We start from the raw sequence: 25,061 nt of genomic DNA, 5'->3' as shown, positions 1-25,061 counted from the left end.
CGTTCAGGCGGGCACGGCCCCTGTGCGTACGGCGAATTCCCGCAGGCCGGGCAGGCGCGTAGGGCCGTAGAGCAGGTTCGACGTCAGCGCCCGCAGCGCAGGACGGCGGACCTCCTGCGCGGCTTCCTGCTCGACGTGACGCAGAGCGGCGAACGCCTCCTCGCCGTCGCCGAGCGCGTGCCACATGCGTGCCATGTCGGTCCAGGCGCGAGCCCGGCGTTCTGCGGTCGGCATGAGGCCGACGTCCAGGCCCCGCGCGACGTTCACCCCCTCGTCGGGGGTGCCGAGGGCATTGTGGACGCCGATGCGGTAGACGTCGACCTGAGCGCGTGTGGCCTCGACGGTGAAGAGCCCACCCGGGGCGTCAGGGCGCCGCTCGACGTCCTCCTCGGCAGCATCCAGCAGGGAGAGCGCCGTTGCGCGATCGCGTCCCGCCGCGGCCGAGTACGCCGCAGTGAGCAGCAGCGTGGTCCGTACGGCCCCGGTGCGTGCTTCGGAGGGGTCGAGACAGGCGGCTTCCTGGGTGAGGAGGCGGACGGCGGCGGAGGACCGGCCGGAGCGGCGCATGGTGATGGCGAGCACGCGGGAGGCCTCGCCGATGGGGACCGGCATTCCGCTGGTCCGCGCGGCGGCCAGAGCGCGGTCGGCCGCGACCCACGCGGCGTCGGAGTGGTCTTTCGCGGCCAGTTCGGCGGCCAGGACGTAGGCGCGGGCGAGGATGGCGGAGGCCTGTTGCCGGGCCCGGCCGGTGGCGGCGTCTCTGGTCGCCTCGGCGGTGGAGAGCAGGCCGGGCAGCGCGGCACCGAGCCGGTTGTAGCGGGCGGCGGTGAACGCCTCGCGCGCCGCGGTCGCCCGGGTCGCCAAGGCCTGGAGCGGCGCGGGCTCGCCGCCCGGCAGATGAAACAGCACGTCTTCCAGGCGCGCGGCCGGCACCGCAGCCGCCGTCCCCGTGCCGACGACGGCCGCCGTCCCGGCGGCGAGAGCCCCGGTCAGCACAGTCCTGCGACGCATCGCGTCCTCCTCGTCCGGCACCGGTACGCCCGCCACGGTATCGATCACCGGGCCCGCGGGGGCAGGGAACCCACTCACCCGCTCAGGGGAGATGCCCAGCGCCTGCGCCAAACGCAGCCGCGTATCGACGTCCACACGCATCCGGTTGCTCTCGATCCGCGAGATCGCCGACGCCGAGTATCCGACGAGTCGGCCGACCTGATTCTGCGTCATCCTCAGCTCGCAGCGGGCGCTGCGGAACACCGCGCCTAAGTCGCTCACGCGCTTGTTCGCGCCCATGGGCACCTCCTGCGCACCGACGGGACGCACGACAGTAATACCCGTCCCCACAAGCCGACAGGGGCGTGCGGAAGCACATCGTGTGCCGGTCCCGCACACCGTGTGCGAGTGCGCCCCAGCCGCCCCCGCACGGGCACACCAGGGCGCGAGGGTGGCGGCAGCAGACGGACGGCAGACCAAGCCGCCTCGCTGCTCGCACCTCTGCGGAGGCACCCCATGAACATCCTGATCACCGGTGGCGCCGGCTTCATCGGCTTGGCCCTCACGGACGCCCTGCGCGTCGCCGGGCACACGGTCACCCCGCTGGACAACCTGTCCGTCACCTCCCGGCGCCCGAGCCCGAAGGGCCTGGTGGTCCGCGAGGTCCGGGCACTGACCCCCCGGGACCTGGACGGCGTCGACACGGTCATCCACCTGGCCGCACTCAAGTCCGTCCCCGACAGCTTCGAGACCGGCAACCTGGAGCACAACGTCGCCGTCGACCGCCACATCCTCCACACCTTCGTCGTCTCGACCGCCCGCCGCCTGCTGATGGCTTCCTCCTGCGAGGTCTACGGCGAGCAGACCGGCCCGCTCGCCGAGAACGCGCCGTACGCGGCCCGCTCCCCGTACGCGGTGGGCAAGGTCGCCTCCGAGCAGCTGGCCGGCATCTACCGGCCCCTCCTGGGTGACGGCCGCCAGCTCGGCATCGTCCGGTTCTTCAACACTTTCGGCCCCCAGGAGGGAGCGGACGCCGTCGTGCCCGCCTTTCTCTCCGCCGTCACGGGGGACCGCCCGCTGACCATCCAGGGAGACGGCACCCAGGCCCGGGACCTGACGTACATCGACGACGCGATCGCCATGCTCACCCGCGTGCTCGACGGGCCCGAGCTGCTGCCCGTCGTCAACCTCGGCTCGGGCCGCGCAGTGCCCGTCCGCGACGTCGCGGACGCCGTCATCCGCGCCGCCGGCCGCGGCACGATCACCCACGCCGCCCCCCGCATCAACGAGATCAGCTCGTTCACCGCCGACCTGTCCCTGTTCACCCGCACCTACGGGACGGTCGACCGCACGCCCCTGGACGCCGCCCTCGCCCTCAGCCTCCAGAGCTTCGGGCGCCCCCTGACGGCAGCGGGCCCCCGCCGCTAGACCCGCCCAGTCGGGCCTTGCCCGGTCCCGGCGCCCGCGCGCCGGGCCCGGGCCCCTCCTCCTCCCCCCCCGTGCCGCCATCAGCACGCTCACACCACCCGAGAAGGTCCCCCCGCCGGGACCTTCTTTCCTGTCAGGAGCCAGCATTGGCAACCACGAACGCCAGCACCCAGCCCATCCACGTCACGGGCGGCCACCGCCTCCAAGGCGCCGCCGCAGTCCAGGGCTCGAAGAACATCGCTCTCCACCTGTACGCCGCCGCCCAGCTCGCAGACGAGCCGCTCACCCTGACCGGCATCCCGGCCATCCTGGACACCCGGGTCTGCGCGGAGATCCTCACCCTCACCGGCACCCCGACCACGATCGTCGGAGATCGCATCGAGACCACCCCGGCCGTCGCCTGGCACCCCGTCATCCCGCACCAGCTCGGCGGGCGCATCCGCACCACCGTCGTCATGGCCGCCGGGCTCCTTGCCCGGGCCGGACAGGCCCGCTTCCCCCTGCCCGGGGGCGACGCCTTCTGCCACCGCCTCATCGACCGCCACCTCGCCGCCATGGAGGCCGCCGGCGCCACGCTGGCCGTCACCGAAACCCACGTCGAGGCCCGCCTGAACGGCCCGGCCCCGGCGCCGTTCACCACCGACGCCACGACCCAGAAGTGGGGCCCGAGCCTGGGGGCGACGGTCACCGCGATGCTGCTTGCTGCCCGCGCCCACGGCACCTCCACCATCCGCAACCCCAACACGGAGCCGGAAGTGATGGTGACCGCCTCGCTCCTGGCGTCCAGCGGGGTCGGCATCACGTGGGAGGGCACCGCAGCCCTCCACATCACCGGCACCGACCGCATCACCGGCGGTACCTTCCCCGTCCCGCCGGACCGGCTGGAAGCCGCCACGCTCGCCATGGCCGCCGCCATCACCGGCGGGACCGTTCACCTCACCAACGTCCCCGCCTCCTCGTTTCCCGCCGCGCTCGCCGCCCTGCTCGGCGACGCCGGAATCGAACTGATCCCGACGCAGGGCGGCACCCTCGCACGCTGCCCCGACGGACCCCAGCCCGTGCAGACGGCCACCACCTCCGCCACCTGCACCGACGTCCAGCCCCAGCTGACCGCCCTCCTCACCCAGGCCCCCGGCACCTCCCGCATCGAGGAGCGGATCTACCCCTCAAGGGCCACCCACGTCAGCCCGCTGCGGAGCCTCGGCGCCGCCGTCACCGCCGACGGACCGACCATCACCGTGCACGGCCCGTCCCCCCTCACCGCAGCCCCCGTGACCGGTCACGACATCCGGGCCGCCGCCGCCCTCGTCATCGCAGCCCTCGCGGCCGAAGGCACCACCACCATCCACGGCACCTACCACCTGCACCGCGGCTACGGCAGCCTCCTGCCCAAGCTCACGACGCTGGGCGCCAACCTGACCGTCGCGCAGGCATAGCGCCCGCGCCGCCGCGCCGGAGCTCGCGGCGTCAACCAGCACGGGATCCCGGTGATCGTTTGCGGTGAACCTGCACGCCCCCACGGGTGACATCCCACGGATCCAGGGCACCCTCCCCCTCCGAGCCGCTACCTGTACCGACCGTGATCACCTACCTGACCCGTGCCGCAGCAGCGGCCACGCTCACCCTCGCCTCCCTCTCCGTCACCGCTCCCGCGCACGCCGGCGGCGACGCACCCGTCGACCTGCTGACGCTGCCCGCCGCCGTCGCTACCCTCCCGGTCGCCGAGGAAGCCCAGAACGACACGTACGACCGCGCTCGATTCCGTCACTGGAACAGGGGGCTGAACCTCACCGACTCATGTAATACCCGCTCCGAGGTCCTGGTCTCCGAGGCCGTCGAGGCCCCAGAGATCGGCGCGAACTGCTCGCTGACCGGAGGCGCGTGGTGGAGCTACTACGACGAGACCGAGGTCCGCTCAGCCCCCGGTCTCGACATCGACCATCTCGTCCCGCTCAAGGAGGCCTGGGGGTCCGGGGCCTGGGAATGGACGGCCGAGCGCCGGGAGGCGTACGCGAACGACCAGGGTTCGCCGGTCTCGCTGATCGCGGTCACCGCCCGCTCGAACCGGGCCAAGGCCGACAAGGACCCGGCCCAGTGGATGCCGCCGGCGGCCAGCGCCCAGTGCCGGTACGCCACGGAGTGGACCGCGACGAAGCTGCGCTGGGGCCTGAGCGTGGACCCGGCGGAGGCCGACACGCTCCAGGCGCTCGCTGCTGAGTGCCCGGGCGCGATCGTGGACTTCGAGCCTGCCGAGTAGTCCCTCCTGCCCCTCAGCATCCTGCCCCGGGCCCTCGCCATCCCCGGCGAGGGCCCGGCCCGTCCACTCGTCACGATGGAGCCGGGCCGCGCCACCCGCAGCATGTACGGCCGCTGAAACGGATCTGCCCGTCGAGAGTGCTCCACTCCGTGTCGGCGAGGACTGACGAGGTCGCGGCGGCCCTGTGCATACACAGGGCCGCCGCGACCTCTCTTGGCCCTCGCGTCGCGCCACTCCCCGCGGGCCGAGGGTTCAGCAGCGTCAGAGCAGGCTCTGAGCCACCCAGTTGATGCCGAACGTGACGACACCGGCGCCGACCGCGTACGCGGCGCCGAGGGCGGCGCGCCAGAGTAGGGTCTTGACCCTGCCGTGGGCAGGCTCTCGGCCGTCCACCCCGGAAGTTGTACTCTCGGACATGTCGCTCCTTCTGTGAGGGGAATGACGAGACGAAAGAGAGCCACCGCCCGACCTCGAAGGTGTCCAGCCGCTGAGGTCCGGCGGTGGCTTTCTGTGTTCAACGTACCTTAGATTTGCGGGGTGTTGAGCCCGGATGCAGTGAGGCCTCGCCCGATACAGGCTCATCAAGCCTTCGATTCGAAGGTTCCCTCTGGGGGTTGTCGACGGAGGGTTACATCCATTCGAAGGTTGCCTTAGAGGTATGGGCCGAGAGTGCGTCATTGCGTGTGATTGTGTGAGTGGACCTCAAGCCGTGTGGTCTACGTCACTTTTAGGGCTGCGTTGGGTCAACCACCCGCTCGCGCAGGTCGTGACCGCGCCCCTTCCGACGTCGGTCGACTACCGCGCTGTACGACGGAATCGGGCTGGAAGGGTCGGGTTCTCGTCCCACGCCACGATGTCGTCCAGGTAGCGCGCGAGCGCCTTGGAGCCGGGCACGTACCTGTTCTGCCGCTCGATGACGTGCCGCGGGACTTTGCTCCGCTGGTCGTCGCGCACCTTGCCCCGACGCATGGAGTGCCCCGAGTACCGGGGCCGCGACCGACGCAGCGCTCGCCGCGCGAGCCGTCGGCGGACCTTGAGCTCCTCCCGCCCGGCGTCGGTGAGGACCAGAGCGGTGAGCTCGCCCCGCTCGGCGGCCGTCGACATGACCGCCCGCTCCTCGGCGTCGAGCGGCCGGGTGAGTTCGGCCGCGAGCGCCGCGGCCGCGATCAGGTTCCGGATTGTCCGGTCTCCGATCCCACCCGCGCGCGTGGGGTCCTTCGGGGGTCGGCCCGCCGTCGTCAGCGCCCCGTTCTTCACCCGCCGCAGCAGCGGACCGGACGTCACCCCTGCCTCAGCGAGCACCGCCGCCCACGCCCGGTACGAGGCCACCGGACACGTGCTGTCGTCCTGCGCTGCGATGCGGATCGTGTCCACAGCCTTGCCGTACGCGTTCGTCTTCGACAGACGGAGCGTGATCACCAGCGCGGCCAGTTCGACGAGCTCGCCGGTCGCCGGGTCCTCAAGCCGGATCGATTCCTCGGCGACGTCGCGCAGGTTCAGGCTCGCCGGCTCCGAGGCCCGGCCCGCCATGTACCAGTCCAGGGACAGCACGAAGGCGTCCCGGATGCCCTCCACCGTGGTGCGGTCGAGGGTGGCCAGCATCGCGGCGAGGTCCTCGCGGGTGCACTCGGTCGCCTGGAGCGCATCGCCCTGGCCGCCGTCGTCCCGGGCCTCCTCCTGTGCCCGATGGGAGACGATCGCCCGGATCAGCGATCGCTCGGACTCCGGCACCGCGGCGCCGACGGCGGCGAGCCGGTCCGCGATGGTCGAGGTGTAGACGGCGATGGTCTCGGCCGGGTGCCGCCGACCGGCGAGCGTGGCGGCGTAGTCGGCCAGTGTGCCCGGGTCGGTGTGCAGCCGGCCACGCTCCCGGCACCACGCGACGTACGTCGCCGTCCGCGAGTCCCGCGCCCGGTGGCTGTTGGCGGGGGTGGAGGCGAGCGCCCGCCGCAGGGTGTCCGCGTCGACCGCGTAGCCGTCCGGGGTGAGGATCCGGCCGTCGGGCAGCGGGACATAGGTCCCGCCGCCCGACAGTCCGGCCGTGCCGGTCACGAGCTCCGGCATCACCGAACCCCCGCAGTCGAGTCGGCGTAGAAGCGCAACAGCCAGACGCGGGCCGTGTCCAGCTCGGCGCCCGCCACCGCCGGGACGCACTGCCCGTCGGCTCCCGCCACCCGGGCGTCAAGCCGGGCCCGTTCCTCCGCCGCGACCCGCTCGGCCGCCCGCAGCACGTCCACCGTGTGCTCCAGCCGGTTGACCAGCACAACCGGCGCCGCCGGATCGGCGGGCAGCACGCGGGGCACCGTCACCAGCGGCATGCCGCCGAGGGATTCCCCGACCCGGGCGCGCACGCTCCCGGCGGTCGTGGCCATGTGGCCGCCGGCCGCCATCACCTCATGCAGCAGACGTACCGGATCGTCGGCGGCCGCGCCCCGGGCCGACTCCCGCCGACCTCCGAGCGCGTGACGGCTCCGCAGTTCCGCGCAGGCCAGCGCGAGCCGCCGCGCCCACCGCGGATCGCGGTGGCCGTCCGCGACCGCCACGGCGTACCGGATGATCTGGTCGACCAGTTCGACCAGTTCGACCGTGTCGACCAGGCGCAGGGTACGGGCCCGCATCAGCCACGGCAGACCCTCGTCGGTCAGGTCCCCGGCCGCGTCCAGCGGGCCCAGCTCCCACCCGGTCCGCCAGCTCACCGACACGTGGTCCCGCGGGACGCCCGCGTTGGAGACGTCCACGTTCGCGTCCGCCACCGCCCAGGCCTCACCGCCCCACTCCACTCGGGCCAGGCACAGATCACCCGCCGGCAGACGGACGCCGGGGGCGGCCCAGCCGGTCAGGTAGGTGTATCCCTGGCCCGCGTTTGTGTGCCGCTCGACGCCTTCGAGCAGGACCGGCGGCATGCCGCCGACGAACACCAGCCGGGCCGTGGCGTCCGTCATCCCCGCCGAGCTCATGAGTCGCCCTCCTCGTCAGTAGACCCGCCCACCGTAGCGACGGGCGGCACGGGTTCCGCGCGTTCTTCCAGCCGTCGCAGAGCGCTGACCAGGTCGAATGGCGGGTAGACGGGGGTGAACGGCTCAGCAGCCTCCCCGTCCTGCAGGCACCACGCCGTCATCGCTCCTCCTCCGGTGCGTGCTCGGTGATGCTCAGGCCGCCGGTTTCGATGACGTACTCCCCCTCGCCGCGCCCGTTGTAGGCGCCCAACAACGCCTCGGGCGGGGCGACCGTGCGGTACAGGCGGCCGACCTTGCGCCGGAAGCCACCCGCCGCGTACTCCTCGGCCACCTTCCGGTCGGTCGTCCACGACCAGTCGCCGCGGCGCTCGGGCACGCTGCCGCGCCACAGCTCCACCGGGGCCGCGGGCCGAGCGGCCGGACGCCCGTCACGCGTGAACCCGGCTGCCCGCCACAGCTCGCGCCACCGGTCGTGACCAAGCGCGGCGTCCGGGAACTCGGTCCGGCTCCAGACCGGCCCGACATGGGCCGCCAGGGCGACCCCGTCGACCAGGCCGCCGTCATGGGCCTCCCACAGCAGGTACGGCCCGGCGATCCGGCCAGCCCAGCCCAGCACCGTGCCCAACTGCTCGGCGTCCCAGCTGTCTCCGGCCAGGAGCGCATCGGCCACCACGCCGAAGGCGTGTGCGTCCAGGTCGACCGGGCCGTCCCCGTCGGGCAGCCTCAGGAGGACGGTGTTCATCCCGCCCCCCCGTCCTCGACGTCGGCCGCGCGGACCCAACCCGCCTCCGCCAGCGCGTACAGCTCCGGGTCGTCGCACAGGCCCGCTTGCAGCTGACGGCCGACCGACTCGACGACCGGCCCCATCACCGTCTCCTCGATCCCCGGGTACGTGATGGCGAGCTGAAGGGCCATCATCACCGTCCAGGTGTCCTGTCGGCCGGCGGTCGCCGAGACCGGGGGCATGGTCTGCCACCGGGTGTAGGCGTCCATCATCAGCCGCACCGTGGCCGGGTCGCTCTCGGCACTGTTCCCCGCCGCGTCCGGGGCTCCGGGCTCTGGGCGGGCCCACCCCAGCTCGGCGACCGCGTAGACCTCGGCGTCGTCGCAGACGCCTTCCTGGAGCTGCCGCCCGAAGGCCTCCACGGCGGCGCCCATCCCGGAACCTCCCGCGAAGGCCGGATGGTTCATGACGGCCTGGAGCGCGAGCAGCACCGTCCAGGAGTGGCCCCGGTCCAGGCCCACCGTCACCGGCCCCATGCCCGCCCACCGGGCGTAGGCGTCCGTCATCAGCCGCACTCCGGCCGCCTCCCGCGCCGCCGCGGTGTCGTCGTACGCGGTCATCGGCCCTCCCCCGGCACGACGTACGGGCCAGCCGGGTACTCCCGATCGCCGGGCTTGTAGAACTCCCGCAGCGCGTCGAACTTCGCCCGCAGCGGGTCCTCGGGCAGTCCGCCCGGCACCACCGACCCGTACGGCAGTCCCTCGCGGTCGGTGTAGACGACGGCCCGGTACTCCCGCCCGCCAGGCGCGTGCGAGGAGGCCATCGTGAAGCCGATCAGCCGGTCCCCGGCGAACACCTGGAACTGGGTGCCGTCCCGGTCGATCACGCCGCCGTAGTGCACGGTCAGCCCGAGTGCGGGCCAGCCGACGGCCTCCGGCCCGAGCACGGTGCCCAGATCGATGGCGAGCACCGGGCCGCGGTTGTGCTTTGGCTGGTCCCGCCGTTCGGTGCGGACCGTCATCGGGGCACCGCGAGGGCCGGGCCGTACCTGTACCGCCGGCTGGACGGGGATGGAGCCGACGAGCGAGCCGGAGCCGGCCGGGATGGTCGGGCCGTCCGTGTTCCACTCCCGCCAGGTCCAGGTGCTCTCGGTCGGGACGACGCCGAGTTGGGCAAGCGCGTCCTGCCGGGCGGTCAAGCTCGGGACGATCCCGGGCGCCGTGGCGGCGAACAGGTCGCTGCGGACGAGCGGGGCGCCCTCAGCGGCGCCGGGCGACACCCACAGCCCCCACGATCCGTCGGAGTGTTGGGTCAGATAGGCAGGAACAGGATTCGTCATACCGCAACCGCACTTCCCGGACCGTCACATCATGTGCGCGGCCCATGACTTGGGGTGTTTACCGATTTGGGGAGCGTATCGGTAAACAGCAGTCCGGCGCGGGTGAACCGGATTCCTTGCATTCACGCCAACAACTCTCTTAGGGTTGGCGTAAACGCAAGACGACCGATTGGATATTGCGAAGATGCGTACGTTCTGCTTCACCATGCAGTTCAGCCGAGACCAGGGCGCTACTTGGCGACCGTCCGTGCTGCATAACACCGCCGGCAAGGAGTTCCTCCGGCCAGGCGCCGACGAACTCGACGCCGCCGAACTCGCCGCCGATGTCCTGGACACGGCCTATCGCGCGCACCTGGAGCACGACGACGGCACCGAGCCCATCCCGCTCATCCAGGTCATGGTCTGGGAGGGCACCGAGCCCCACGGCGTTCCCGTCGCCACGTCCGCCATCGGAACGGACAGGCAGTGGCAGGCCACCGGCGACCTCATCGAGGAGATCGCCAACGACATCCGGCACTTCGAGGAGGAGAAGAAGCGGCACGAGGCCGAGGCCGCCAGCGCCCAGACCGCCATCACCAACGCCAAGGCCCGGCTCGCCCGCGTCGTGAACAGCGCCGCCCGCATGCAGATGCCTCAGGTCACCATCGCCCACCGAGCCGGCCGCAGCCGCGAGTGGGTCCGTCAGACCGTCGGCTGACCACTGAACGCCACAGGGGAAAGCGCCCGCCCTCAAGCCCGAGGGACGGGCGCTTCCTACGAGGGAGCCTTGCTAGATCGAGGGTTCGTCGAGAATACCGCCCACGAGGGCGCTGCCCTGAGTGGCGCTGGTCTCGACCTGCTCGCCGAGAGACATGAGGGTGCGGGCGCTCGCGTCCAGGGTGGCGACGGCGGCACGGAGCGCGTTGAGACGCTTTGCGCGCTTGAGATCCCCGGCGGCGACGATTTCGCCGAATGTGTCGTCAAGCAGCTGGTCGACGTCATTGAGCCGGAACCCCTGGGTGTTCAGCTGCTCAGGGAAAAGGGTCTCGGCGATCGCCTGCCGGTACGTCATCAGCAGAATGGTCGTCACCGTTCCGAGCTCCTCGGTGGAGCGGCCAAGCCCAGCTTCGGTGTGGCGGCCGCGGATGCGGTCGAGGGCCATCTCGATGCTGCTGGTGGACACGGCCGGGACGACGTCAGTCATGGGTTCCCCCTGAGATGCGAGTGAACGGCCGTCAACGGTACCGGTGCAGCGGGCGGTTCGGGAAACGCGACCCGTTCAGCTGAACAGGCCTCGGAGGCAGCGGACCGGGACCTCAGCTACGGCTGGGCCGGCGTGCGACGGGCTCGACGGCAGCGCCGTCCTGGGCTCGCGGCCGACGAGTCCGGGCGAACGGGATCGCGGACCAGCCCTGCTCCAGGATCGCGTTGTGTTCCAGGAACTCGTACTGGGGGAACAGCTGGCGCAGGTCTGCGGCGTTGGCGTCGACGGCCGCGCAGAGGAGATTGGCCAGGCTGGTGCCGGTGATGGTGACTGCATGCTCCAGGTCGGCGATGGAAGTGACCATCACCGGGATGCTGGTCTCGGGCAGGTCCTTGCGGTGCGCGAGGGTGTTGATCTGGTGGAACGGCTCTGCGGTCACCACCATCCCGATCATCCTGCGATCGGTCGGGATGTCTGCAAGCTCCGGGTGTTTGCCGGCGCGGAGAAAGTCCACCGACCGGTTGATCTGCTTGAACCCCTTCTTGATCGGCGTGCGAGAGAGGAGGGTGGTGAAGTCCGGCCCGCCGAGCCGCAGCTGCTCGCTCGGGCGGGTCGACTTCACCTCGATCAGCAGGACCAGGTCGGGGAAGACGACGAAGAAGTCGACCGTCTTTTTGTTCTCCTTCTTGGAGATCTTGACCGAAATCTCCGGGTGAACCTCGGCGTCGGGCAACAGGTCGAGGTGGCGGCCGACGTAGCGCTCGAAGAGCCTGCCGACGTCGGTGGTGAACGACTGTCCCCACTCCGACCTGTTATCTCCCCCGGTGTAGTAGAGGCCGAGAGGGGTCGCCTTTCCCAGCACGGCGGCCGGCACCGGGACGAGGTAGCCGCCCGAGACGCCGCCGACCAGTGGGGCGGACCGGAGCGGGTTGTGGGTGTAGCGGCGCCGGAGCGGGTCGTGGTTGGCGGGGAACGCTGCGCGGAGCTTGTTCTTGGTGGTGACGAAGTGCCGGTTCAGCACCTTCTTGATCTGTGCCGGAGATCGGAGTCCGTCGAACTGGTCGTAGTCCGTGGCGGGGTACCAGTCCACGGCGAACCGGCCGCGGCGGCGCCGGTTCGGATGGGAGGTGGCGCAGCCCCAGATGAGGTTGACGATGCCGAGGTAGTCCGCCAGCGAGCAGCCGAGCAGTACGTCGTCCCAGCCCGGGACGATCACCTCCAGGGGGTCGTCGGAGTCGTCCGGGTAGGGGGTCTGAGACAGCAGGGCGATGGAGCGGCTCAGCTGCGAGTAGGCGTCTTCCTGCCACGGGCCCTGGTGGTGGATGGTCCGCTGGAGAAACCCCTCCCAGCGCTCCATGCCTTCCGGTTCCTGGGTGACCGGGTCGTCGAGAGCGAAGTACAGGTCGAGGATCTCCCCGAGGTCCCGGTTGGTCGCGTCGGGGCGGCCGTCCCAGCCCCGGGCCAGAGAGACCCAGGCCACGTCCAGCATGGCCCACGGCGCGTACTGGCCGAGGCCCTGGACGGCCAAGTCCCGGACAGGCGGGAGGCCGGCGCTGGCGGCCCCGATCAACTGGGTCAGCGAATTCGGGGCATGACGCAGGACCCGCTCGAAGTACTCGGTCTCCGAAACGGGGTAAGAGGAGAGGGATCGCCGCATACCTCAGATGTTCCACCTATCGAGCGGGTACACGATGGGTTTTCCGCACAAGCCCCTGCCCTGCCCGCCTCCGTCTACCGAGCCGGCCTTCTCTTGCCGTGCGGGTGGGCCGCTGTCAGTGCGGTCCGGGAACATTCGGGGATGGACTACGAGCAGCCGGCTGCGGTGTACCGGCTCCACGACGCGGACGGGGCCCTGCTGTACATCGGCATGACCCGCAACGAGGCGTCCCGGTGGAAGGACCACCGCAAGGAGATGCTGTGGTGGCCAGAGGTCGCCGACAAGCACCTCACCTGGTACGACACCCGGTGGCAGGCATGGGACGCCGAACGGCACGCGATCCGGACGGAGGGGCCCCGGTACAACAAGAGCTCGTGGCCGGACATGGCTCCGCAGCTGCCGCCCGGTGTGCCGCCGCAGCCGCACGGAGCGCGCATCGCCTACCAGCACCGCGAGACCCGCGTCGGCTACCGCATCCAGTGGTACCAGTGGCGGCTCACCCTTCAGGACGCGCTGGAGACGATCCGGGAACAGGAGGCGGGTGCTCGAGGAACGCCGGCCCGGTAGCCGGGCGGCCGACGGCCCGGAGGTCCGGCCGACGCTCCTCGTGCACCCTCGCGCCCGGTGGGCCCGAAAGACGGCGCCGTTCCCGCTGAGGGGGCCGTGTCCCTGTGTCCCGTTCCGTGTCCCGGCGTGTGTCCCCGCTCGTGCATATGTGATCCCGCAGGTCAACGGGCCTTTCGTGGCGAACGGGTGACGGCAGCGCAGCCCAGGGACCCGGAGTGCCCGCTCGCGTCCTCCGCCCGGTCCGCCTTCCTACGAGGCGCACGGCGCCGGTCTGGCGCCGTGCGTGCGCGTCTGCACGTCGGTGCGGAGCCGCCGTGTCCCTGCCGCAGGCCCCGGCCCGGCCCTACGCTCAGCGCCATGACTCGTGCGTCACATCGCCGGGGCGGGCGAAAGGGCGAGAGCCACGTCGCCACACCCGACCTGCCCTCCTACTCCGTCCCGCCGGCCTCCGAGGTGACCATCACCCGCCCTGACGGGACCGTGCTGACCAAACCCGCGAAGAAGGCGCAGCCCACCGTCCCCGCCCGGCGTCGCAAGGGCCCGCCGATCTGCGGCATGTGCGGCGGCCCGATCGAGGAGGACAAGCTCCTGTTCAGCTGGGAGCGCGGCCCCGCGCGGGGCAAGCCGGTGCACCGCCGATGCGACCCCAAGGCCCGTCCCCAGCGGCCCGACCGCAACAGCTCGAAGAGCGCCTCGAAGAACAAGAACGCCACCCCGCCGCCCAAGGCGCCCCGCCGCCGTACACCGGTCGGCACGTGTCCCAAGTGCGGCGCTGGCCCCGGCCAGCGGTGCACCGTCCAGTACGCCGACGGCACCACCGGCGAGGTCAAGATCGGACACTTCCAGCGCCGCACCACCCCGGCCTAGAAGCGAAACGCCGCGATCCCCCCGCCCGTACGATGAGCCGCGTGACTGCACGCCGCCGCACCCTGGGCCCCGGTCCGGACACTCCCGCCCGCATCGTCGCCGCCGAGGCCGACCTCCACGAGGCGATCCCCGGGAACCGCTTCCCCGCCCTCGACGAACTACGCGGCCGCGGCGTGTTCAGCCCCCGCCCCGCACCCGTCCCAGGCCCGCGCCGCACCCTCGGCCCCGGGACCGACGCGACCAGCGGGACCGACGACACCGACTGACCAGCGGGCCCAGCGTGAGGCGGGGAGCAGAGTCGGAGGGGTGGCTACTACCTGATCCCCCGCAGCCATGGGTACCGCTTCTCAAGACACAGCATTGTGGCCGGGTTGAAAGACCTGTACCGCGCCCACCGGTCGTGGTTGGTACCGCTCCGGGCGCCTTCTGTCCCGTTGCACGACGCGCACAGAAGTCCACGGACCAGCCCCGTGGCGTGGTCATGATCTTCAAAGAGGGGCCTGCGTTCCCCGCACACAGCGCACCGTTCGTCATGAAACGCAAGAAAGTTCGCGATCTCCTGAAACCGGGTCAGGGGTCGAGCCCACATGCCGCGGCGGTGCGGCAGACCCGATGAGTCCCATGACCAACACTCCGGTCGTACCTCCTCCTCGCCCATGCGCCAGATGCGTTCGTAGCCATCGGACTGTTCGGCCGGAGTGACAGGAGGGCCGAAGTGGTGAACCGTCGGGTGGAGCTCACGGTGCAGCTGGTGGATCTGCCCCGCCTCGCGGTGCCGGCGACAGATCAGAAGGGGGGTTCGGCACGGCTGTCCCGCATGGACCGTTGGGCGGCCACAGAGCCACTGGACCGGCTGTCGTGTGCAAGTGCTGACGGTGTTGTTGGGCACGGTGCACAAGGTAGAGCCCAGCACTGACACCAGGGATCTGCTTCACGAAGGTGATGCGCATCAGCGCCGACCCCGGCTGGCGTTCACGGCCTAGGCCATGCCATGGTGGCATTGACAACCCTGGCATGAGTCATGCTAGAGATTGGTTGAAGACAGCGCCCCCCAAGATGGTCGTCCGAGAGGGCGCTGCCTTTGTTAGCTGCGGTCGTCGGCTCCCTGGGTCACAACCAGGGGCCGCCGGCCCACAGGGAAAGCTCCCCGTAGGCCTTGAGCGTCCAATAGAGCGCCATCGCGACGGAGCCCCAAAGCAGGGCGATCCGCCGAACCCGGGCCCATCGGCCAGTCGACATCCGCTTACGACGGTGACGTCCCAAGACGTCCCCCTCTCCCTCATGCCCGAGGCGGTCGGGCGACCGGAACCCGGGCTCACAGGCCAGCTGGACCTGTAAGTGCGGTCCCGGGAAGGTCGAGGGAAAACCGCCGTCCCTGTACGTTGCCACAGATCCGGCGGTTTGCGATAACGCTGAGAAATAAGGGAGTTACTCGCTCGGCCTACGCACCGTCACCCGGCCGGGCGGTCGGGCAGCGCCGGACCCGACCGTCCCCCGCGAACCTGGGCGCAGGTTCATGATGTTCAGTCAGGTCCCCTTGCACCCGGCCGCCCGGCCGGGTAACCCCCCGTCACAGGCGAGGGTGACGGAAGTCACAGGCTGGGGAGGGTGGCGAGCCGGGCCGGCCCGGGCGGACATGCGGGAAGGGGGACCGCGGCGAAGTCACCGCGGTCCCCCTGCTCTGGCGCTGGTCGCTAGAAGTGGTCGGGCAGCCAGGGCTCAAGGTGCGTGGTACTGCGGACGAGGGTCGACAGTGCCGGAGCCGAGAGGGCCCGGACACCGGCCATCCGCGCCGCGGTGGCCGAGCGGTAGCCGCCGGCGTACCAGACCGCGAGCTGACGCCGTGTGAAGGCCACCTGTCCCTCGGCCCGGGCCGGGGAGAGCTCGGCCGCCCCGCCCTTGATCTCCAGCATCCACCGGCCCCCAGCCGCCGGTCTCGTCCTCGATCTCGACCGGCACCGAGGTGGCCAGGTCGGCGGGCCAGCCCCGGCGACGGACGGCCTCGGGGGCATCGAGGATGCGCAGCATCCACGGGTGCCAGGACTCGGCGGCGGCGCGGTGGTGCCGCAGCCCGTGCAGGAGGGTCGGATACGGCGGGAGGGCCCCGCGCCGGAACTCGACCGTGCGCGCGCGGGTGTTGTGACGGCCGAGGAAGGCCATCATCGCCGCGGCGGTGGCCGGGCTCGCAGCCCAGAAGTCGTGCACGACCACGCTCATGCCGTGCCGCTCGTGCCGAGCAGCAGCTACCGCGATGTGGCCGAGGCCGGATAGCTGATCCCAGCGCTGCGGGCCGCCCCGGGGCTGAGCGTCCGGCCACCCCGCCCACGAGGCCGAGGCACAGACACGCGGGGCTCCGCCCCACACCCCGGCCACCAGTCCCAGAGGGGCCGGGGGCCCGTGGGCCCGTGCGGGTGGGTGGGGGGATCGGCAGGGTCGCGGGGGTCCCTCCGGTCTGGACGGCACCGGAGGCCAGCACACCGGCCGCCGGGGCGTCCAGGACGCCTACGGCGCCGCTACGCGGTCGGGCAAGCCCGATCCCGGACACCCCGACGACCGGCGCGCTCAGGGGCAAGCCCTGCCGCCCAGACCGGAGGGACCCCCGCTCAGGCCCCGCCATGGCGCGCGGCGCACCAGGCCCGGACCGGCCCGCCCACCACCGGCGACCACCCGCCGCCCCTCCCCGAAGACATCACCCGTTCAGCCCACACGCCGATTCGACCCCACACCCCCATATGTGGTTAAATAAAGACATCGAGAAGGGGTAGGCAGCCCCCCGGACCGAGGCCCCGGCCGACCGGCCGGAAGAACCACCCTTCACATCACCGAGGAGAAGCGCCATGGATGCCCGCACCTTCGAACTGGCCCAGCTCACCGCCCGCGAGCTCGGCGAGCAGTGGACGGCCCACCCGAACCCCGATCTTCACTGGCAGGTGCGTCTCGTCCGCACCGACGGGGCCCTGCTCACGGTCAACAAGCAGCAGGGCGCGGACCGTGTCTCCGTCCACGGCGCCAACCCGACCCACGAGGGCCGCAGGCTCAAGCTCGACACCCACCCCCGCCTCACGTTCAGGGCGGACCGGGGCCCGGTCGCCCTCGCCCGGGACATCACGCGCAAGATCATGCCCGCCTACGCCGAGCTGTTCGAGCGGGCCGTCCGGGACGACGCCGCCCGGCAGGCCATCACCAAGCGGAGGACGGCGACGCTCGACGCCGTGGCGAAGTGCCTGCCTACCTGGGGTTTCTGCCTGAGCGATGAGCTCAACCACATCTCCCTCACCGGCGCCCTCCTCACCGCCACCGCCAGCGCCAACGGCGAGCGCGTGAGTCTCGATTTCCGGGACCTCACCCCCCGCGAGACCGCCGCCCTGCTCGACGCCTACGCCCAGGTCACCGCCAACAACTAGCCCCGCTCAGGGGTGCCGGGCAGGCAGCCCGGCACCCCCACCCGGAATCACCCGATCGGCCCACACGCCGATTCGACACCACACCCTGAGATGTGGTTAAATAAAGACATCGGGAAGGGGGTGGCAGCCCCCCGGACCGAGAGCCCGCACGGCCAGGCCGGCCGCCGGGCGGACCCTTCACACCCCAAGGAGAACCATGGGCATCCCGATCGTGACCATCGCCGACCCCGCCGACGACCTGTCCCTCGCCTGCATGTGCGGCGCAGGGCCCGGCGAGGAGTGCCCGGAGGACTGCATCGAAGGCGAGGCCTTCGAGGACTTCTACGACGCCGACGAGCTCGACCCCTACGAGGTCTACGGCATCGGCGCCGCCGCCTACGCCGAGGACCTCATGGACTGCGACTTCTGACCCAGCCCCACCACCGGCCCGGGGCGGGCGCGGGCAGCCCCCGCCCCGGGCCACCACCCCCCTTCACACCCAAGGAGAAGCCGAGCATGACCACCGCCACCACCAACGCCAAGGCCCCGCGCAAGACCAAGGCCCCCGCCCCCGTATGGGAGCGGCTGACCGTCGCCGAGCTCGCCGACCAGGCCGCCGGAGTCACCCCGGAGGCGGACCTCACCGCCAGCGTCCAGGCCGACGGGGTCAAGGACCCGCTGTACATCGTCACCGGCGACCGTGACGGAGGCCTCCGCGTCGTCGACGGCATCCGGCGTCTCGCGGCCGCCGTCGCCGCCGGATGCGACACCGTCCCCGTCACCTACCGGCCCGTCATCCCCGTGGCCGCCCTCACCGCCCACCCCGGCAACGTCCGCAAGGACCTCAAGATCACCAGGATGTGCGCCAGCCTGCGGGCGGACGGGATGCGCACGCCGGTGAGCGTCACCCGCACTGAGCACGGCAGCCTCAGGGTCACCGACGGACACCGCCGCCTGGCCGCCGCCCTCGCCGAGCGCTGGACCCACGTCCCCTACGTCTACGACGAGCGCAGCGAGGCCGACCAGTACGTCGACATGGTCACCACGTCCGTGCAGCGCGAGGCCCTCACCCTCGCCGAGGAGGCCAGCGCGCTGTTCGCCGCCTCCGAACTCGGCACCGGGGTGCGCCGTCTGGCCGCCGCGTCCGGCCGGACGCAGGCGGAGGTGAAGGACGTTCTCAGGGTCGGGAAGTCCGGCGCGGCGCTCGCCGCCGCCACGGTCAAGGAGGGCAAGAAGCAGCCCGTTTCGCTGGAGGAACTGGGCAAGCTCGCCGAGCTGGAGGAACTGGACCCGGCAGCGGCCCGCCGCGTCACCGCCTACATCGAGGCCAACCCCGACAGCTACGTTGACTACCAGATCACCCGGGAGCTGCACGCCGCGCAGGGCCGGGCACGGGCCGAGGCCCACCGCGCCGAACTGGAGGCCGCCGGAGCCCGGATCATGCTCGCCGCCGAACTCGGCCAGTCGGCACGCCCCCTGCACGACCTGAAGGGCATCAAGCCCGAGGAACACGAGGCGTGCCAGGGACACGCATGGGTCCTGGAGGAGGGCCGCACCCAGTACACGCCGTACTGCACCAGCCACACGCTTTTCGGGCACCCCGTAAAGGCCACCCTGACCGCCGGACCGCAGCGGACCCCCGCCGAGCGGAAGGCCATCATCGAGGGGGGCCGGGACTGGGACGCCGCCGAGGAGCGGCGCCGTGAGTGGCTCACGAAACTGATCTCCCGCAGGAGCCACGCCCGCGCTCTCACCGACCAGCTCACGGCCGTGACCGCGCTCGCCATGATCCAAGGCGCCTACGTCATGGCCGCGAAGCTCTCCCACAACGATCTGCCCGCTCTCGTCGCCCGGTTCACCGGCGCGCGCGACGCGTCCACGGCCACGCTCAACACGCTGGCCGAGAACGGCAAGAGGGCCGCCGTGAACACGTTCGCCGTCATCGCCGGATGCCACGAGAAGGCGATGCCCCGCACCACGTGGCGCACCGACGCCGACGGCGAGGCCATCTACACCCAGAACGCCACCCGCAAGACCGCCGCCCGCTACCTGGGGTGGCTCGTGACGCTCGGGTTCGAGCCGTCCCCGATCGAGCGGGCCGTCCTGGACGGCGAGACCTACGACCCCGCCGCCCACGCCCTCGCCGCCGACGAGCCCGCCACCGACGAGCTCAGCGCCGACGACGAGTAGGACACCCCCCGGGGCCGGACGCCCGTCCGGCCCCGGGGGGAATCACCCGAACGGCCCACGTCAGGATTCGACCCCCACCCCAAAACGTGGTTAAATAAAGACATCGGGAAGGGGTGGCAGCCCCCGGACCGAGACCCCGTGACGGCCAGCCGGCCGCCGGGTGACCCCTTCACATCCCCAAGGGACGGACCCATGCGCACCATGCACGAGAACCCCGCCACCGCCGCACTGTTCGCACTCGTCGTCAGCGGCCCCCTGCGTGAGGTCGAGGCCCTGCCCGGCGGGGGATGGATCGTCACGCCCCAGACCGGCGCCCCGCTGCTCCTTACCGGCGACGAGGAGGCCGCCGCCTACGTCCACGGCGCCACCCACGGCACCGGCCCCGCCGCCCTCGCCCCCGCCTCCCTCGCCCTCGCCCAGGCCGCGCCCGCCGCCGACGAGGACGAGGTGGCCGGGTGCGGATGCGTCCGCGCCGTCCGCGTCGACCGCCCCGAGCGCGCCGCCGACCTGATGCAGGCCCGGCAGATCTCCGCCTGCCTGGCGGATTTCGCCGTCAGCGCGGCCCGCCGGTCGGTCGTGTTCGACGAGGCGGCCGGGGCCGCCGTGGTCCGCGTCGCCAGCGGCCACGGTCTCTACGCGCTGCACATCCCCCCGGTCCACGCCCGCTTCACCGTCTACCGCAACGCGGTGCGGGACGGGCAGCTGGAGGCCCGCCGCGTCCCCGGTACCCGTGACTCGCTGGTCGCGACGCTCTTCGCCGCCTACCTGCGCGGCCGCGCCGCCCTGTAGGGCGACCCGAGCCCGCCGGACGGGCGAGGCACCCGCCCCGCCCGTCCGACCCCCCAACACCCCTTCACACACCCCAGGAGCACCCGTCATGACCGCCCGCGCCGCCGCCCCGACCTACGCCCCACTCGACATCATCCGCACGGCCCTCATGGCGATGGAGGTGCGCGGCTACTTCCAGCCGACCACCCGGCAGTGGGAGAAGGAGATTCCGACCGCATTCGACGTCCGCAACCAGCTCCAGGGCGGAGCCACGTACGAGCGCGGTGACCGCAGGCGGTTCGCCGAGGCGGCGGCGGCCGTCCCCCTGGAGCAGGCCGCTACCGCGCTCGCATGGTGCGCCACGCCGCCGAGCGGAGCGGACGACTACCGGATGAACCTTGCCCGAGCGGCCCGGCGGTCCGCCGTGACCGAGTGGGACATGGCCCTCCTCGCCAGCGGCGCGAACGCGTGGGCCAAGGAGCAGGCGAGGGCCGCCCGCAAGGAGCAGGCAGCCGCCGATGTCGCCACCTCCCGCCACGTCGGCGAGAAGGGCGAGCGCATCACGGTGACCGCCACGGTCGCAGCCGTCATCCGCCAGGGCGAGAAGGTCTACGGCTACCGCACGCAGACGGAGTATCTCGTCAAGCTCCGCACCGGCGACGGCGCCGTCATCGCGTGGAGCGCGAAGACGGACAAGCTTCCCCGCCAGGGGGACGCGGTCACCCTCAGCGGCACCGTGAAGCGGCACACGACCTACCGCGACACCGCCACCACCTACGTCACCCGGTGCCGCTGGACGCCCGCCGAGTGAGAGCCCCGCAGTTCACCCGGACGGCCTGCGGAAATCGGCACCACCACATCCCAATACGTGGTTAAATAAAGACATCGAGAAGGGGAGGCAGCCCCCGGACCGAGACCCCTCCCGGACCACCGGGAGGGGGAACCCTTCACCGACAAGGAGCCAGACATGCAGCACGCCCCGACTCTCGTCATCGGCGACGGCGGCCGGCCCGGAACCCTCGACTTCACCGACGTCGCGGAAACCTGCCTTGACTGCCTGATGACCGACGGCGCGCCGTTCGGCCCGTGCGCCCAGGAGGGCCCCGCCCTCGCCCCCGCGTCCCTGGTCCAGGTCCACCGCGCCCCCCGTTTCGCGGGCGTCCCGTTCCGCACCGCGATCGTCCTCGACGTCGTCAACGGCGGCGACGGCCGCCGCTTCCTCCTCCTGTGGTTCTGGGCCCTCGGAGGCTCCCCCAAGATCGGCGCCAACTGCTTCTCGGCCGAAGACATCGCGGTCAAGGCCATGAGCACCACCGTGGAGACCCTCCCCCGGCTCACGCGCGACGCCCTCACCCGCGCCGTCGAGGCCGCCACGGCCGAAGGCGGCGCCCCCGCCCGCACGGTCGCCCCGATCGCCGCCCGACTCGGTCTCTGACCCCCCACTCACCCGCCGTACGGGGCGGAAGGCAGCCCGCCCCGTACGGCCCCCTTCACACCGCCAAGGAGAACCCCGATGACCACCATCACCGCCCCCCAGTTCATCGACCGCGCGTACCGCGTCCCCGCCACCGGCGACACCTCCGTCACCGGCGCCCAGCAGTGGTCCCGCAACACCTTCGACCGCATCGCCCGATGGGGCCACACCCTCACCGAGGAGGCCTACATCGAGGAGGAGGCCACCGACGAGAACGGACGGCCGCTGTGGTCGACGCGCGCGATGCGCTTCGAGTGCACCGTCGACGGCCGCCACCGCGTCGTGATCCGCCACGACAGCGAGACCCACTCCCCCGACAACTGGAGCGTCACGGTCGACGGCGCGCGGCAGGACCTCCCGCCGATGTTCGGTCAGATGTGGTGGTGGAAGCTCGCCGCCCTCGCCCTCACGGTGCACCGCGCGGCCGAGCTCGCCGACCGCCGCGCCGCCTGACCGACCGCCCCAACGGCCCCGGGCGACCGCGCCCGGGGCCCCGGCCCCGAAGGACCCCCCCATGCGCCGTTACTTCGTCGTCCTCACCGCCGAATACGACCCCGCCGTCCTCCACGTCGAAGCCGCCCCCGACGCCCCCGACCTCTACGACAGCCGCCGCGAATGGCACATCGAGGCCGTCAGGGAGGAACAGGCGCCGTTGCACTTCCAGGAGGTCACCGCCGCCACCTTCGAGGCCGCCGGACAGGCCGCCCTTCTGACCGCCATGCAGCGCCGCGCCGCCGAGTACGCGGAGGCGTACGCGCAGGACCGCGCCGACGAGGACGACGAGCAGGCCGCCCCCGAGCCGGACCGCCGCCCCGGAGCCGGCCAGCTCGCGATCTGGGGAACCGGCCCGCAGCAGCCCCGCCGGAACATCACCCGGACGGCCCACACGCCGGATTTGATCAGCACCCCGTAACGTGGTTAAATAAAGACATCGGGAAGGGGTGGCAGCCCCCGGACCGAGACCCCGGCCAACCGGCCGGGGGAACCCTTCACCACCAAGGAGAAGCGCCATGGCATCCGCCACCCGCACCCGCCGCCCGAAGATGACCGACGAGGAGCGCGCCGCCTACAACGCCGAGCAGCGCGCGAAGCTGAGCAGCATCACCGACGGCGTATACACCGTCCTGCACACCCCGGACGTGTGGCGGGCCATGCTCGTCCTCACCGCACGCCTTGACCTCTCGCGGGTAGCGGCGGGGCAGCCGGAGGACCGCAGCCCGGTCAACGTGCTGGCGATCCTCGGGCAGCTGCCCACCGCCACCGACGTCCGGGGGGCGAGCGATTGGCGCAAGGTCGGCCGCTACCCGGCCAAGGGCAGCACCTCCCTGCGCGTGTGGGGCCCCGTCAAGGGCCGCCGCCGCGCCGAGGAGACCGCAGGCACGCAGGCCCAGGCCGCAGCCGAGGCATCCGCCGCGCCCGAGGCGACCACCGACCGCGTCCGCGTCCGCGCCTACGCCGCCTCGCCGACGTTCGACGTCAGCCAGACGGACGGCGACGACTACACCCCCGAGGCCCGGCCCGCCGTCGACCCCATGGCGTGCGCGCGCCGTCTGGCCGCCGCCCTTGCCGCACCCGTCACCTTCGAGGACACGTGGACCGGCCCCGGTGCACTGCGCGTGATGCTCGACGCCCACGCCGCCGCCCGCTTCCAGGGACTGGAGACGGTGGCCGGGCAGAACGCGGCCGAGGCCGCCTCAGCCGCGCACCTTGCCGCGCTCATCCTCGGCTTCGACCCCCGCATGGCGCCCGCGCCGCAGCTCGGCGGGATGGTCACCGGCGCGCGCATGACGCCCGCCATCAAGGACTCCGCCGTACGCGTCATCGAGACCGGCCGCGCCCTCGCGGCCCTCGCCACCGGCTGACAGCCCTGCCCCCGGTCCCCGCGCTCGCGGGGACCGGCCCCCGGCGGAAGGCAGCCCGCCGGGCCCCCTTCACACCCCAAGGAGCCACCGTGTCCAGCTTCGCCCAGCTCACCGACCCTCAGATCGGCCCCTACCCCGCCCGATGGGTCGACGGAGTCCCCCACTTCCCCCTGTACGTCGTCGAGCATCTCGCCGCAGTCCTCGCCACGTGGGACCCGGAGTACAACGAGTCCATCCGCGTCCACGGGTCGATCGTCGTGGTGGTGACGCCGCCGCTGGCCACCGGCGATGAGCGGGGAGCCGTCGAGTTCCTCCGCCCCACCCCCCACGGTTACCCGATCCTCGCCAACGCCTGGCCGTGGACCGCCGCAGACGCCCAGGCCGCCTACACCCACCACATCGCCCGATCCGTGAGCCCGACCAAGTCCGCCGAAGCCCGCCGGTTTCACCGGGGCATCGCGGCGCACGCCGCCCACGCGATCCGCACCGGTCGGCACTAGACGCCCAGACTCCCGCCCCGCCCCCGGGGCGGCCCCGGCGGAGGCAGCCCGCCGGACCCCCTTCACACACCGAGGAGACCCCCCCATGACCGATACCGCCGCGCCCGGACTCCGCGCCGTCCTCGACGCGCTTGGAGCCGTAGGCCCCGGACTCCACACCATCCACGTCCGCCGCGTCCGTGCACTGCTGTGCGTCGAGCAGCGCTCCGAGTTCCTCTGGTTCGGCGGTAAGACGGTCTCGTTCGGCCACGGCCAGCGCGAAGCGTTCGAGGAACTGGCAACCCTGGTCGACGACGCGATGTCCAGCGGAATCGCCACGGTGACCATCGTCTCCAACGTGCCCGGCATGGACGCCGGAGAACTGGCCGTCAGCCTGTACCGCGTCGAGGACGGCCGATGCGTCACGGTCGAGCAGCACAACCGCGAGCGCTACGGCCCGCACCCCGAGGCTTTCGCCGCCGCCGAGCAGCACCGCCACGACCGCGAGACCCAGGCCCGCGCCCGCTACGCCCCGCGCGCACTGCGGGTCACCCCCGACGCCTGACGGCCCCCCCATACTCCGGTCCCCGCGCTCGCGGGGACCGGGCCCCACCGGCGGAAGGCAGCCCGCCGGACCCCCCTTCACACACCAAGGAGCACAGCCATGGACCAGCAGCCCCACGACGACCAGGCCGCCGACCGCGAGCAGTTCACCGAGCGAGCCATCCCCCGCCCGCCCCGCCCCCGCCAGGCCCAGCCCGGCGAGAACTGGAACACCGCCCTCGCCCGCACCCCGCGCCAGCGCGGACACGAGAACGGCTGACCCGCTCCCCGGTCGCCGGTCGGTTCGTATGACCGGCGGCCGGGGGCCCTGATCGGACGCCCCGTTGGGGCGGCACCTCTGAGCCGGCGCGTTCACCACCGCCGGTCGGCCCG

General features: G+C 72.2%; 30 protein-coding genes and 1 pseudogene. 19 read left to right on the top strand and 12 right to left on the bottom strand.

Features of this window, described 5'->3' with window-relative positions:
• Positions 1–3 precede the first annotated feature (3 nt).
• Complete coding sequence (locus ABTY59_RS33800) at positions 4–1,290, bottom strand: helix-turn-helix domain-containing protein (RefSeq protein ID WP_352022943.1); 1,287 nt, start codon at positions 1,288–1,290, stop codon at positions 4–6.
• 216 nt (positions 1,291–1,506) lie between these two features.
• Here ABTY59_RS33800 and ABTY59_RS33795 point away from each other — a divergent pair, with 216 nt between their 5' ends.
• The 3 genes from ABTY59_RS33795 (at position 1,507) to ABTY59_RS33785 (ending at position 4,675) form a co-directional block, all read left to right on the top strand.
• Complete coding sequence (locus ABTY59_RS33795; protein WP_352022942.1) at positions 1,507–2,418, top strand: NAD-dependent epimerase/dehydratase family protein; 912 nt, start codon at positions 1,507–1,509, stop codon at positions 2,416–2,418.
• Positions 2,419–2,564: 146 nt separating this feature from the next.
• Complete coding sequence (locus tag ABTY59_RS33790; RefSeq protein ID WP_352022941.1) at positions 2,565–3,854, top strand: UDP-N-acetylglucosamine 1-carboxyvinyltransferase; 1,290 nt, start codon at positions 2,565–2,567, stop codon at positions 3,852–3,854.
• A 143-nt stretch (positions 3,855–3,997) separates the two neighbouring features.
• A complete protein-coding gene (locus ABTY59_RS33785) occupies positions 3,998–4,675 on the top strand; it encodes an HNH endonuclease family protein (protein WP_352022940.1) in 678 nt (225 codons plus the stop codon).
• A gap of 261 nt (positions 4,676–4,936) precedes the next feature.
• On the opposite strand, the gene ABTY59_RS33780 is transcribed toward ABTY59_RS33785, so the two are convergent.
• From ABTY59_RS33780 to ABTY59_RS33755, 6 genes are all read right to left on the bottom strand, one after another.
• Entirely contained in the window at positions 4,937–5,092 is a 156-nt protein-coding gene (locus tag ABTY59_RS33780) for a hypothetical protein (RefSeq protein ID WP_352022939.1), read from the bottom strand.
• Between the two features lie 378 nt (positions 5,093–5,470).
• Complete coding sequence (locus ABTY59_RS33775) at positions 5,471–6,739, bottom strand: hypothetical protein (protein WP_352022938.1); 1,269 nt, start codon at positions 6,737–6,739, stop codon at positions 5,471–5,473.
• A complete protein-coding gene (locus ABTY59_RS33770) occupies positions 6,739–7,632 on the bottom strand; it encodes a hypothetical protein (RefSeq protein ID WP_352022937.1) in 894 nt (297 codons plus the stop codon). Before ABTY59_RS33770 ends, ABTY59_RS33775 begins: the two co-directional genes overlap by 1 nt.
• A gap of 157 nt (positions 7,633–7,789) precedes the next feature.
• Positions 7,790–8,374 (bottom strand): hypothetical protein, encoded by a 585-nt coding sequence (locus ABTY59_RS33765; protein WP_352022936.1) that lies wholly within the window; start codon positions 8,372–8,374, stop codon positions 7,790–7,792.
• The gene (locus ABTY59_RS33760; protein WP_352022935.1) at positions 8,371–8,976 is read right to left on the bottom strand and encodes a hypothetical protein; all 606 of its coding nucleotides are present in this window, start codon (positions 8,974–8,976) and stop codon (positions 8,371–8,373) included. Before ABTY59_RS33760 ends, ABTY59_RS33765 begins: the two co-directional genes overlap by 4 nt.
• Positions 8,973–9,695 (bottom strand): DUF6303 family protein, encoded by a 723-nt coding sequence (locus ABTY59_RS33755; protein WP_352022934.1) that lies wholly within the window; start codon positions 9,693–9,695, stop codon positions 8,973–8,975. The genes ABTY59_RS33760 and ABTY59_RS33755 overlap by 4 nt, the downstream gene beginning before the upstream one ends.
• 247 nt (positions 9,696–9,942) lie before the next feature.
• Here ABTY59_RS33755 and ABTY59_RS33750 point away from each other — a divergent pair, with 247 nt between their 5' ends.
• Complete coding sequence (locus ABTY59_RS33750; RefSeq protein ID WP_352022933.1) at positions 9,943–10,392, top strand: hypothetical protein; 450 nt, start codon at positions 9,943–9,945, stop codon at positions 10,390–10,392.
• Between the two features lie 72 nt (positions 10,393–10,464).
• Here ABTY59_RS33750 and ABTY59_RS33745 read toward each other — a convergent pair whose 3' ends face one another.
• Positions 10,465–10,878 carry a hypothetical protein gene (locus tag ABTY59_RS33745; RefSeq protein ID WP_352022932.1) on the bottom strand — a complete coding sequence of 138 codons (414 nt, stop codon included), beginning with the start codon at positions 10,876–10,878 and terminating at the stop codon, positions 10,465–10,467.
• A 112-nt stretch (positions 10,879–10,990) separates the two neighbouring features.
• A complete protein-coding gene (locus ABTY59_RS33740; RefSeq protein ID WP_352022931.1) occupies positions 10,991–12,535 on the bottom strand; it encodes a hypothetical protein in 1,545 nt (514 codons plus the stop codon).
• A gap of 141 nt (positions 12,536–12,676) precedes the next feature.
• On the opposite strand from ABTY59_RS33740, the gene ABTY59_RS33735 reads away from it, so the two are divergent.
• The 3 genes from ABTY59_RS33735 (at position 12,677) to ABTY59_RS33725 (ending at position 14,235) form a co-directional block, all read left to right on the top strand.
• A complete protein-coding gene (locus ABTY59_RS33735) occupies positions 12,677–13,102 on the top strand; it encodes a GIY-YIG nuclease family protein (RefSeq protein WP_352022930.1) in 426 nt (141 codons plus the stop codon).
• A 357-nt stretch (positions 13,103–13,459) separates the two neighbouring features.
• Positions 13,460–13,969 (top strand): hypothetical protein, encoded by a 510-nt coding sequence (locus ABTY59_RS33730; protein ID WP_352022929.1) that lies wholly within the window; start codon positions 13,460–13,462, stop codon positions 13,967–13,969.
• Positions 13,970–14,010: 41 nt separating this feature from the next.
• Entirely contained in the window at positions 14,011–14,235 is a 225-nt protein-coding gene (locus ABTY59_RS33725; protein ID WP_352022928.1) for a hypothetical protein, read from the top strand.
• Between the two features lie 47 nt (positions 14,236–14,282).
• On the opposite strand, the gene ABTY59_RS33720 is transcribed toward ABTY59_RS33725, so the two are convergent.
• The 3 genes and pseudogenes from ABTY59_RS33720 to ABTY59_RS33710 form a co-directional block, all read right to left on the bottom strand.
• Entirely contained in the window at positions 14,283–14,558 is a 276-nt protein-coding gene (locus tag ABTY59_RS33720) for an endonuclease domain-containing protein (protein ID WP_352022927.1), read from the bottom strand.
• 1,105 nt (positions 14,559–15,663) lie between these two features.
• Positions 15,664–15,981, bottom strand: coding sequence for a sterol carrier protein domain-containing protein (locus ABTY59_RS33715; RefSeq protein WP_502995458.1), 318 nt, complete (start codon positions 15,979–15,981; stop codon positions 15,664–15,666).
• A 16-nt stretch (positions 15,982–15,997) separates the two neighbouring features.
• A pseudogene (locus ABTY59_RS33710) lies at positions 15,998–16,186 on the bottom strand (GNAT family N-acetyltransferase); the annotation flags it as partial.
• A 620-nt stretch (positions 16,187–16,806) separates the two neighbouring features.
• On the opposite strand from ABTY59_RS33710, the gene ABTY59_RS33705 reads away from it, so the two are divergent.
• The 12 genes from ABTY59_RS33705 to ABTY59_RS33650 all read left to right on the top strand — a co-directional run bounded on the left by ABTY59_RS33705 (position 16,807) and on the right by ABTY59_RS33650 (position 24,948).
• Positions 16,807–17,373 carry a hypothetical protein gene (locus tag ABTY59_RS33705; protein ID WP_352022925.1) on the top strand — a complete coding sequence of 189 codons (567 nt, stop codon included), beginning with the start codon at positions 16,807–16,809 and terminating at the stop codon, positions 17,371–17,373.
• Between the two features lie 196 nt (positions 17,374–17,569).
• A complete protein-coding gene (locus ABTY59_RS33700) occupies positions 17,570–17,782 on the top strand; it encodes a hypothetical protein (protein ID WP_352022924.1) in 213 nt (70 codons plus the stop codon).
• A gap of 86 nt (positions 17,783–17,868) precedes the next feature.
• Positions 17,869–19,542 (top strand): ParB N-terminal domain-containing protein, encoded by a 1,674-nt coding sequence (locus ABTY59_RS33695; RefSeq protein ID WP_352022923.1) that lies wholly within the window; start codon positions 17,869–17,871, stop codon positions 19,540–19,542.
• Positions 19,543–19,734: 192 nt separating this feature from the next.
• On the top strand, positions 19,735–20,331 hold the full coding sequence (locus ABTY59_RS33690; protein ID WP_352022922.1) for a hypothetical protein: 597 nt from the start codon (positions 19,735–19,737) through the stop codon (positions 20,329–20,331).
• Positions 20,332–20,419: 88 nt separating this feature from the next.
• A complete protein-coding gene (locus tag ABTY59_RS33685; RefSeq protein WP_352022921.1) occupies positions 20,420–21,121 on the top strand; it encodes a hypothetical protein in 702 nt (233 codons plus the stop codon).
• A 156-nt stretch (positions 21,122–21,277) separates the two neighbouring features.
• Entirely contained in the window at positions 21,278–21,745 is a 468-nt protein-coding gene (locus ABTY59_RS33680) for a hypothetical protein (RefSeq protein ID WP_352022920.1), read from the top strand.
• Between the two features lie 78 nt (positions 21,746–21,823).
• Complete coding sequence (locus ABTY59_RS33675) at positions 21,824–22,237, top strand: hypothetical protein (protein WP_352022919.1); 414 nt, start codon at positions 21,824–21,826, stop codon at positions 22,235–22,237.
• Between the two features lie 61 nt (positions 22,238–22,298).
• On the top strand, positions 22,299–22,697 hold the full coding sequence (locus ABTY59_RS33670; RefSeq protein ID WP_352022918.1) for a hypothetical protein: 399 nt from the start codon (positions 22,299–22,301) through the stop codon (positions 22,695–22,697).
• Positions 22,698–22,794: 97 nt separating this feature from the next.
• Complete coding sequence (locus ABTY59_RS33665) at positions 22,795–23,646, top strand: hypothetical protein (RefSeq protein ID WP_352022917.1); 852 nt, start codon at positions 22,795–22,797, stop codon at positions 23,644–23,646.
• Positions 23,647–23,735: 89 nt separating this feature from the next.
• The gene (locus ABTY59_RS33660) at positions 23,736–24,146 is read left to right on the top strand and encodes a hypothetical protein (RefSeq protein ID WP_352022916.1); all 411 of its coding nucleotides are present in this window, start codon (positions 23,736–23,738) and stop codon (positions 24,144–24,146) included.
• An 85-nt stretch (positions 24,147–24,231) separates the two neighbouring features.
• The gene (locus ABTY59_RS33655; protein ID WP_352022915.1) at positions 24,232–24,690 is read left to right on the top strand and encodes a hypothetical protein; all 459 of its coding nucleotides are present in this window, start codon (positions 24,232–24,234) and stop codon (positions 24,688–24,690) included.
• A gap of 99 nt (positions 24,691–24,789) precedes the next feature.
• Positions 24,790–24,948, top strand: a complete 159-nt coding sequence (locus ABTY59_RS33650; protein ID WP_352022914.1) for a hypothetical protein — start codon at positions 24,790–24,792, stop codon at positions 24,946–24,948.
• Positions 24,949–25,061: the final 113 nt, after the last annotated feature.

Source organism: Streptomyces sp. NPDC096079, assembly GCF_040303145.1.
Classification (GTDB): Bacteria; Actinomycetota; Actinomycetes; order Streptomycetales; family Streptomycetaceae; genus Streptomyces.
The sequence above is the reverse complement of the archived record's forward strand: the minus strand, read 5'-3'. Positions and strand labels throughout refer to the sequence as shown.

Coding starts and splice junctions, on each gene's coding strand:
- ABTY59_RS33800 (WP_352022943.1), bottom strand. CDS start 1,290: ATGGGCGCGAACAAGCGCGTGAGCGACTTAGGCGCGGTGTTCCGCAGC.
- ABTY59_RS33795 (WP_352022942.1), top strand. CDS start 1,507: ATGAACATCCTGATCACCGGTGGCGCCGGCTTCATCGGCTTGGCCCTC.
- ABTY59_RS33780 (WP_352022939.1), bottom strand. CDS start 5,092: ATGTCCGAGAGTACAACTTCCGGGGTGGACGGCCGAGAGCCTGCCCAC.
- ABTY59_RS33775 (WP_352022938.1), bottom strand. CDS start 6,739: ATGCCGGAGCTCGTGACCGGCACGGCCGGACTGTCGGGCGGCGGGACC.
- ABTY59_RS33770 (WP_352022937.1), bottom strand. CDS start 7,632: ATGAGCTCGGCGGGGATGACGGACGCCACGGCCCGGCTGGTGTTCGTC.
- ABTY59_RS33765 (WP_352022936.1), bottom strand. CDS start 8,374: ATGAACACCGTCCTCCTGAGGCTGCCCGACGGGGACGGCCCGGTCGAC.
- ABTY59_RS33760 (WP_352022935.1), bottom strand. CDS start 8,976: ATGACCGCGTACGACGACACCGCGGCGGCGCGGGAGGCGGCCGGAGTG.
- ABTY59_RS33755 (WP_352022934.1), bottom strand. CDS start 9,695: ATGACGAATCCTGTTCCTGCCTATCTGACCCAACACTCCGACGGATCG.
- ABTY59_RS33745 (WP_352022932.1), bottom strand. CDS start 10,878: ATGACTGACGTCGTCCCGGCCGTGTCCACCAGCAGCATCGAGATGGCC.
- ABTY59_RS33740 (WP_352022931.1), bottom strand. CDS start 12,535: ATGCGGCGATCCCTCTCCTCTTACCCCGTTTCGGAGACCGAGTACTTC.
- ABTY59_RS33735 (WP_352022930.1), top strand. CDS start 12,677: ATGGACTACGAGCAGCCGGCTGCGGTGTACCGGCTCCACGACGCGGAC.
- ABTY59_RS33730 (WP_352022929.1), top strand. CDS start 13,460: ATGACTCGTGCGTCACATCGCCGGGGCGGGCGAAAGGGCGAGAGCCAC.
- ABTY59_RS33720 (WP_352022927.1), bottom strand. CDS start 14,558: ATGTGGGCTCGACCCCTGACCCGGTTTCAGGAGATCGCGAACTTTCTT.
- ABTY59_RS33715 (WP_502995458.1), bottom strand. CDS start 15,981: ATGCCCCCGAGGCCGTCCGTCGCCGGGGCTGGCCCGCCGACCTGGCCA.
- ABTY59_RS33705 (WP_352022925.1), top strand. CDS start 16,807: ATGGATGCCCGCACCTTCGAACTGGCCCAGCTCACCGCCCGCGAGCTC.
- ABTY59_RS33700 (WP_352022924.1), top strand. CDS start 17,570: ATGGGCATCCCGATCGTGACCATCGCCGACCCCGCCGACGACCTGTCC.
- ABTY59_RS33695 (WP_352022923.1), top strand. CDS start 17,869: ATGACCACCGCCACCACCAACGCCAAGGCCCCGCGCAAGACCAAGGCC.
- ABTY59_RS33690 (WP_352022922.1), top strand. CDS start 19,735: ATGCGCACCATGCACGAGAACCCCGCCACCGCCGCACTGTTCGCACTC.
- ABTY59_RS33685 (WP_352022921.1), top strand. CDS start 20,420: ATGACCGCCCGCGCCGCCGCCCCGACCTACGCCCCACTCGACATCATC.
- ABTY59_RS33680 (WP_352022920.1), top strand. CDS start 21,278: ATGCAGCACGCCCCGACTCTCGTCATCGGCGACGGCGGCCGGCCCGGA.
- ABTY59_RS33675 (WP_352022919.1), top strand. CDS start 21,824: ATGACCACCATCACCGCCCCCCAGTTCATCGACCGCGCGTACCGCGTC.
- ABTY59_RS33670 (WP_352022918.1), top strand. CDS start 22,299: ATGCGCCGTTACTTCGTCGTCCTCACCGCCGAATACGACCCCGCCGTC.
- ABTY59_RS33665 (WP_352022917.1), top strand. CDS start 22,795: ATGGCATCCGCCACCCGCACCCGCCGCCCGAAGATGACCGACGAGGAG.
- ABTY59_RS33655 (WP_352022915.1), top strand. CDS start 24,232: ATGACCGATACCGCCGCGCCCGGACTCCGCGCCGTCCTCGACGCGCTT.
- ABTY59_RS33650 (WP_352022914.1), top strand. CDS start 24,790: ATGGACCAGCAGCCCCACGACGACCAGGCCGCCGACCGCGAGCAGTTC.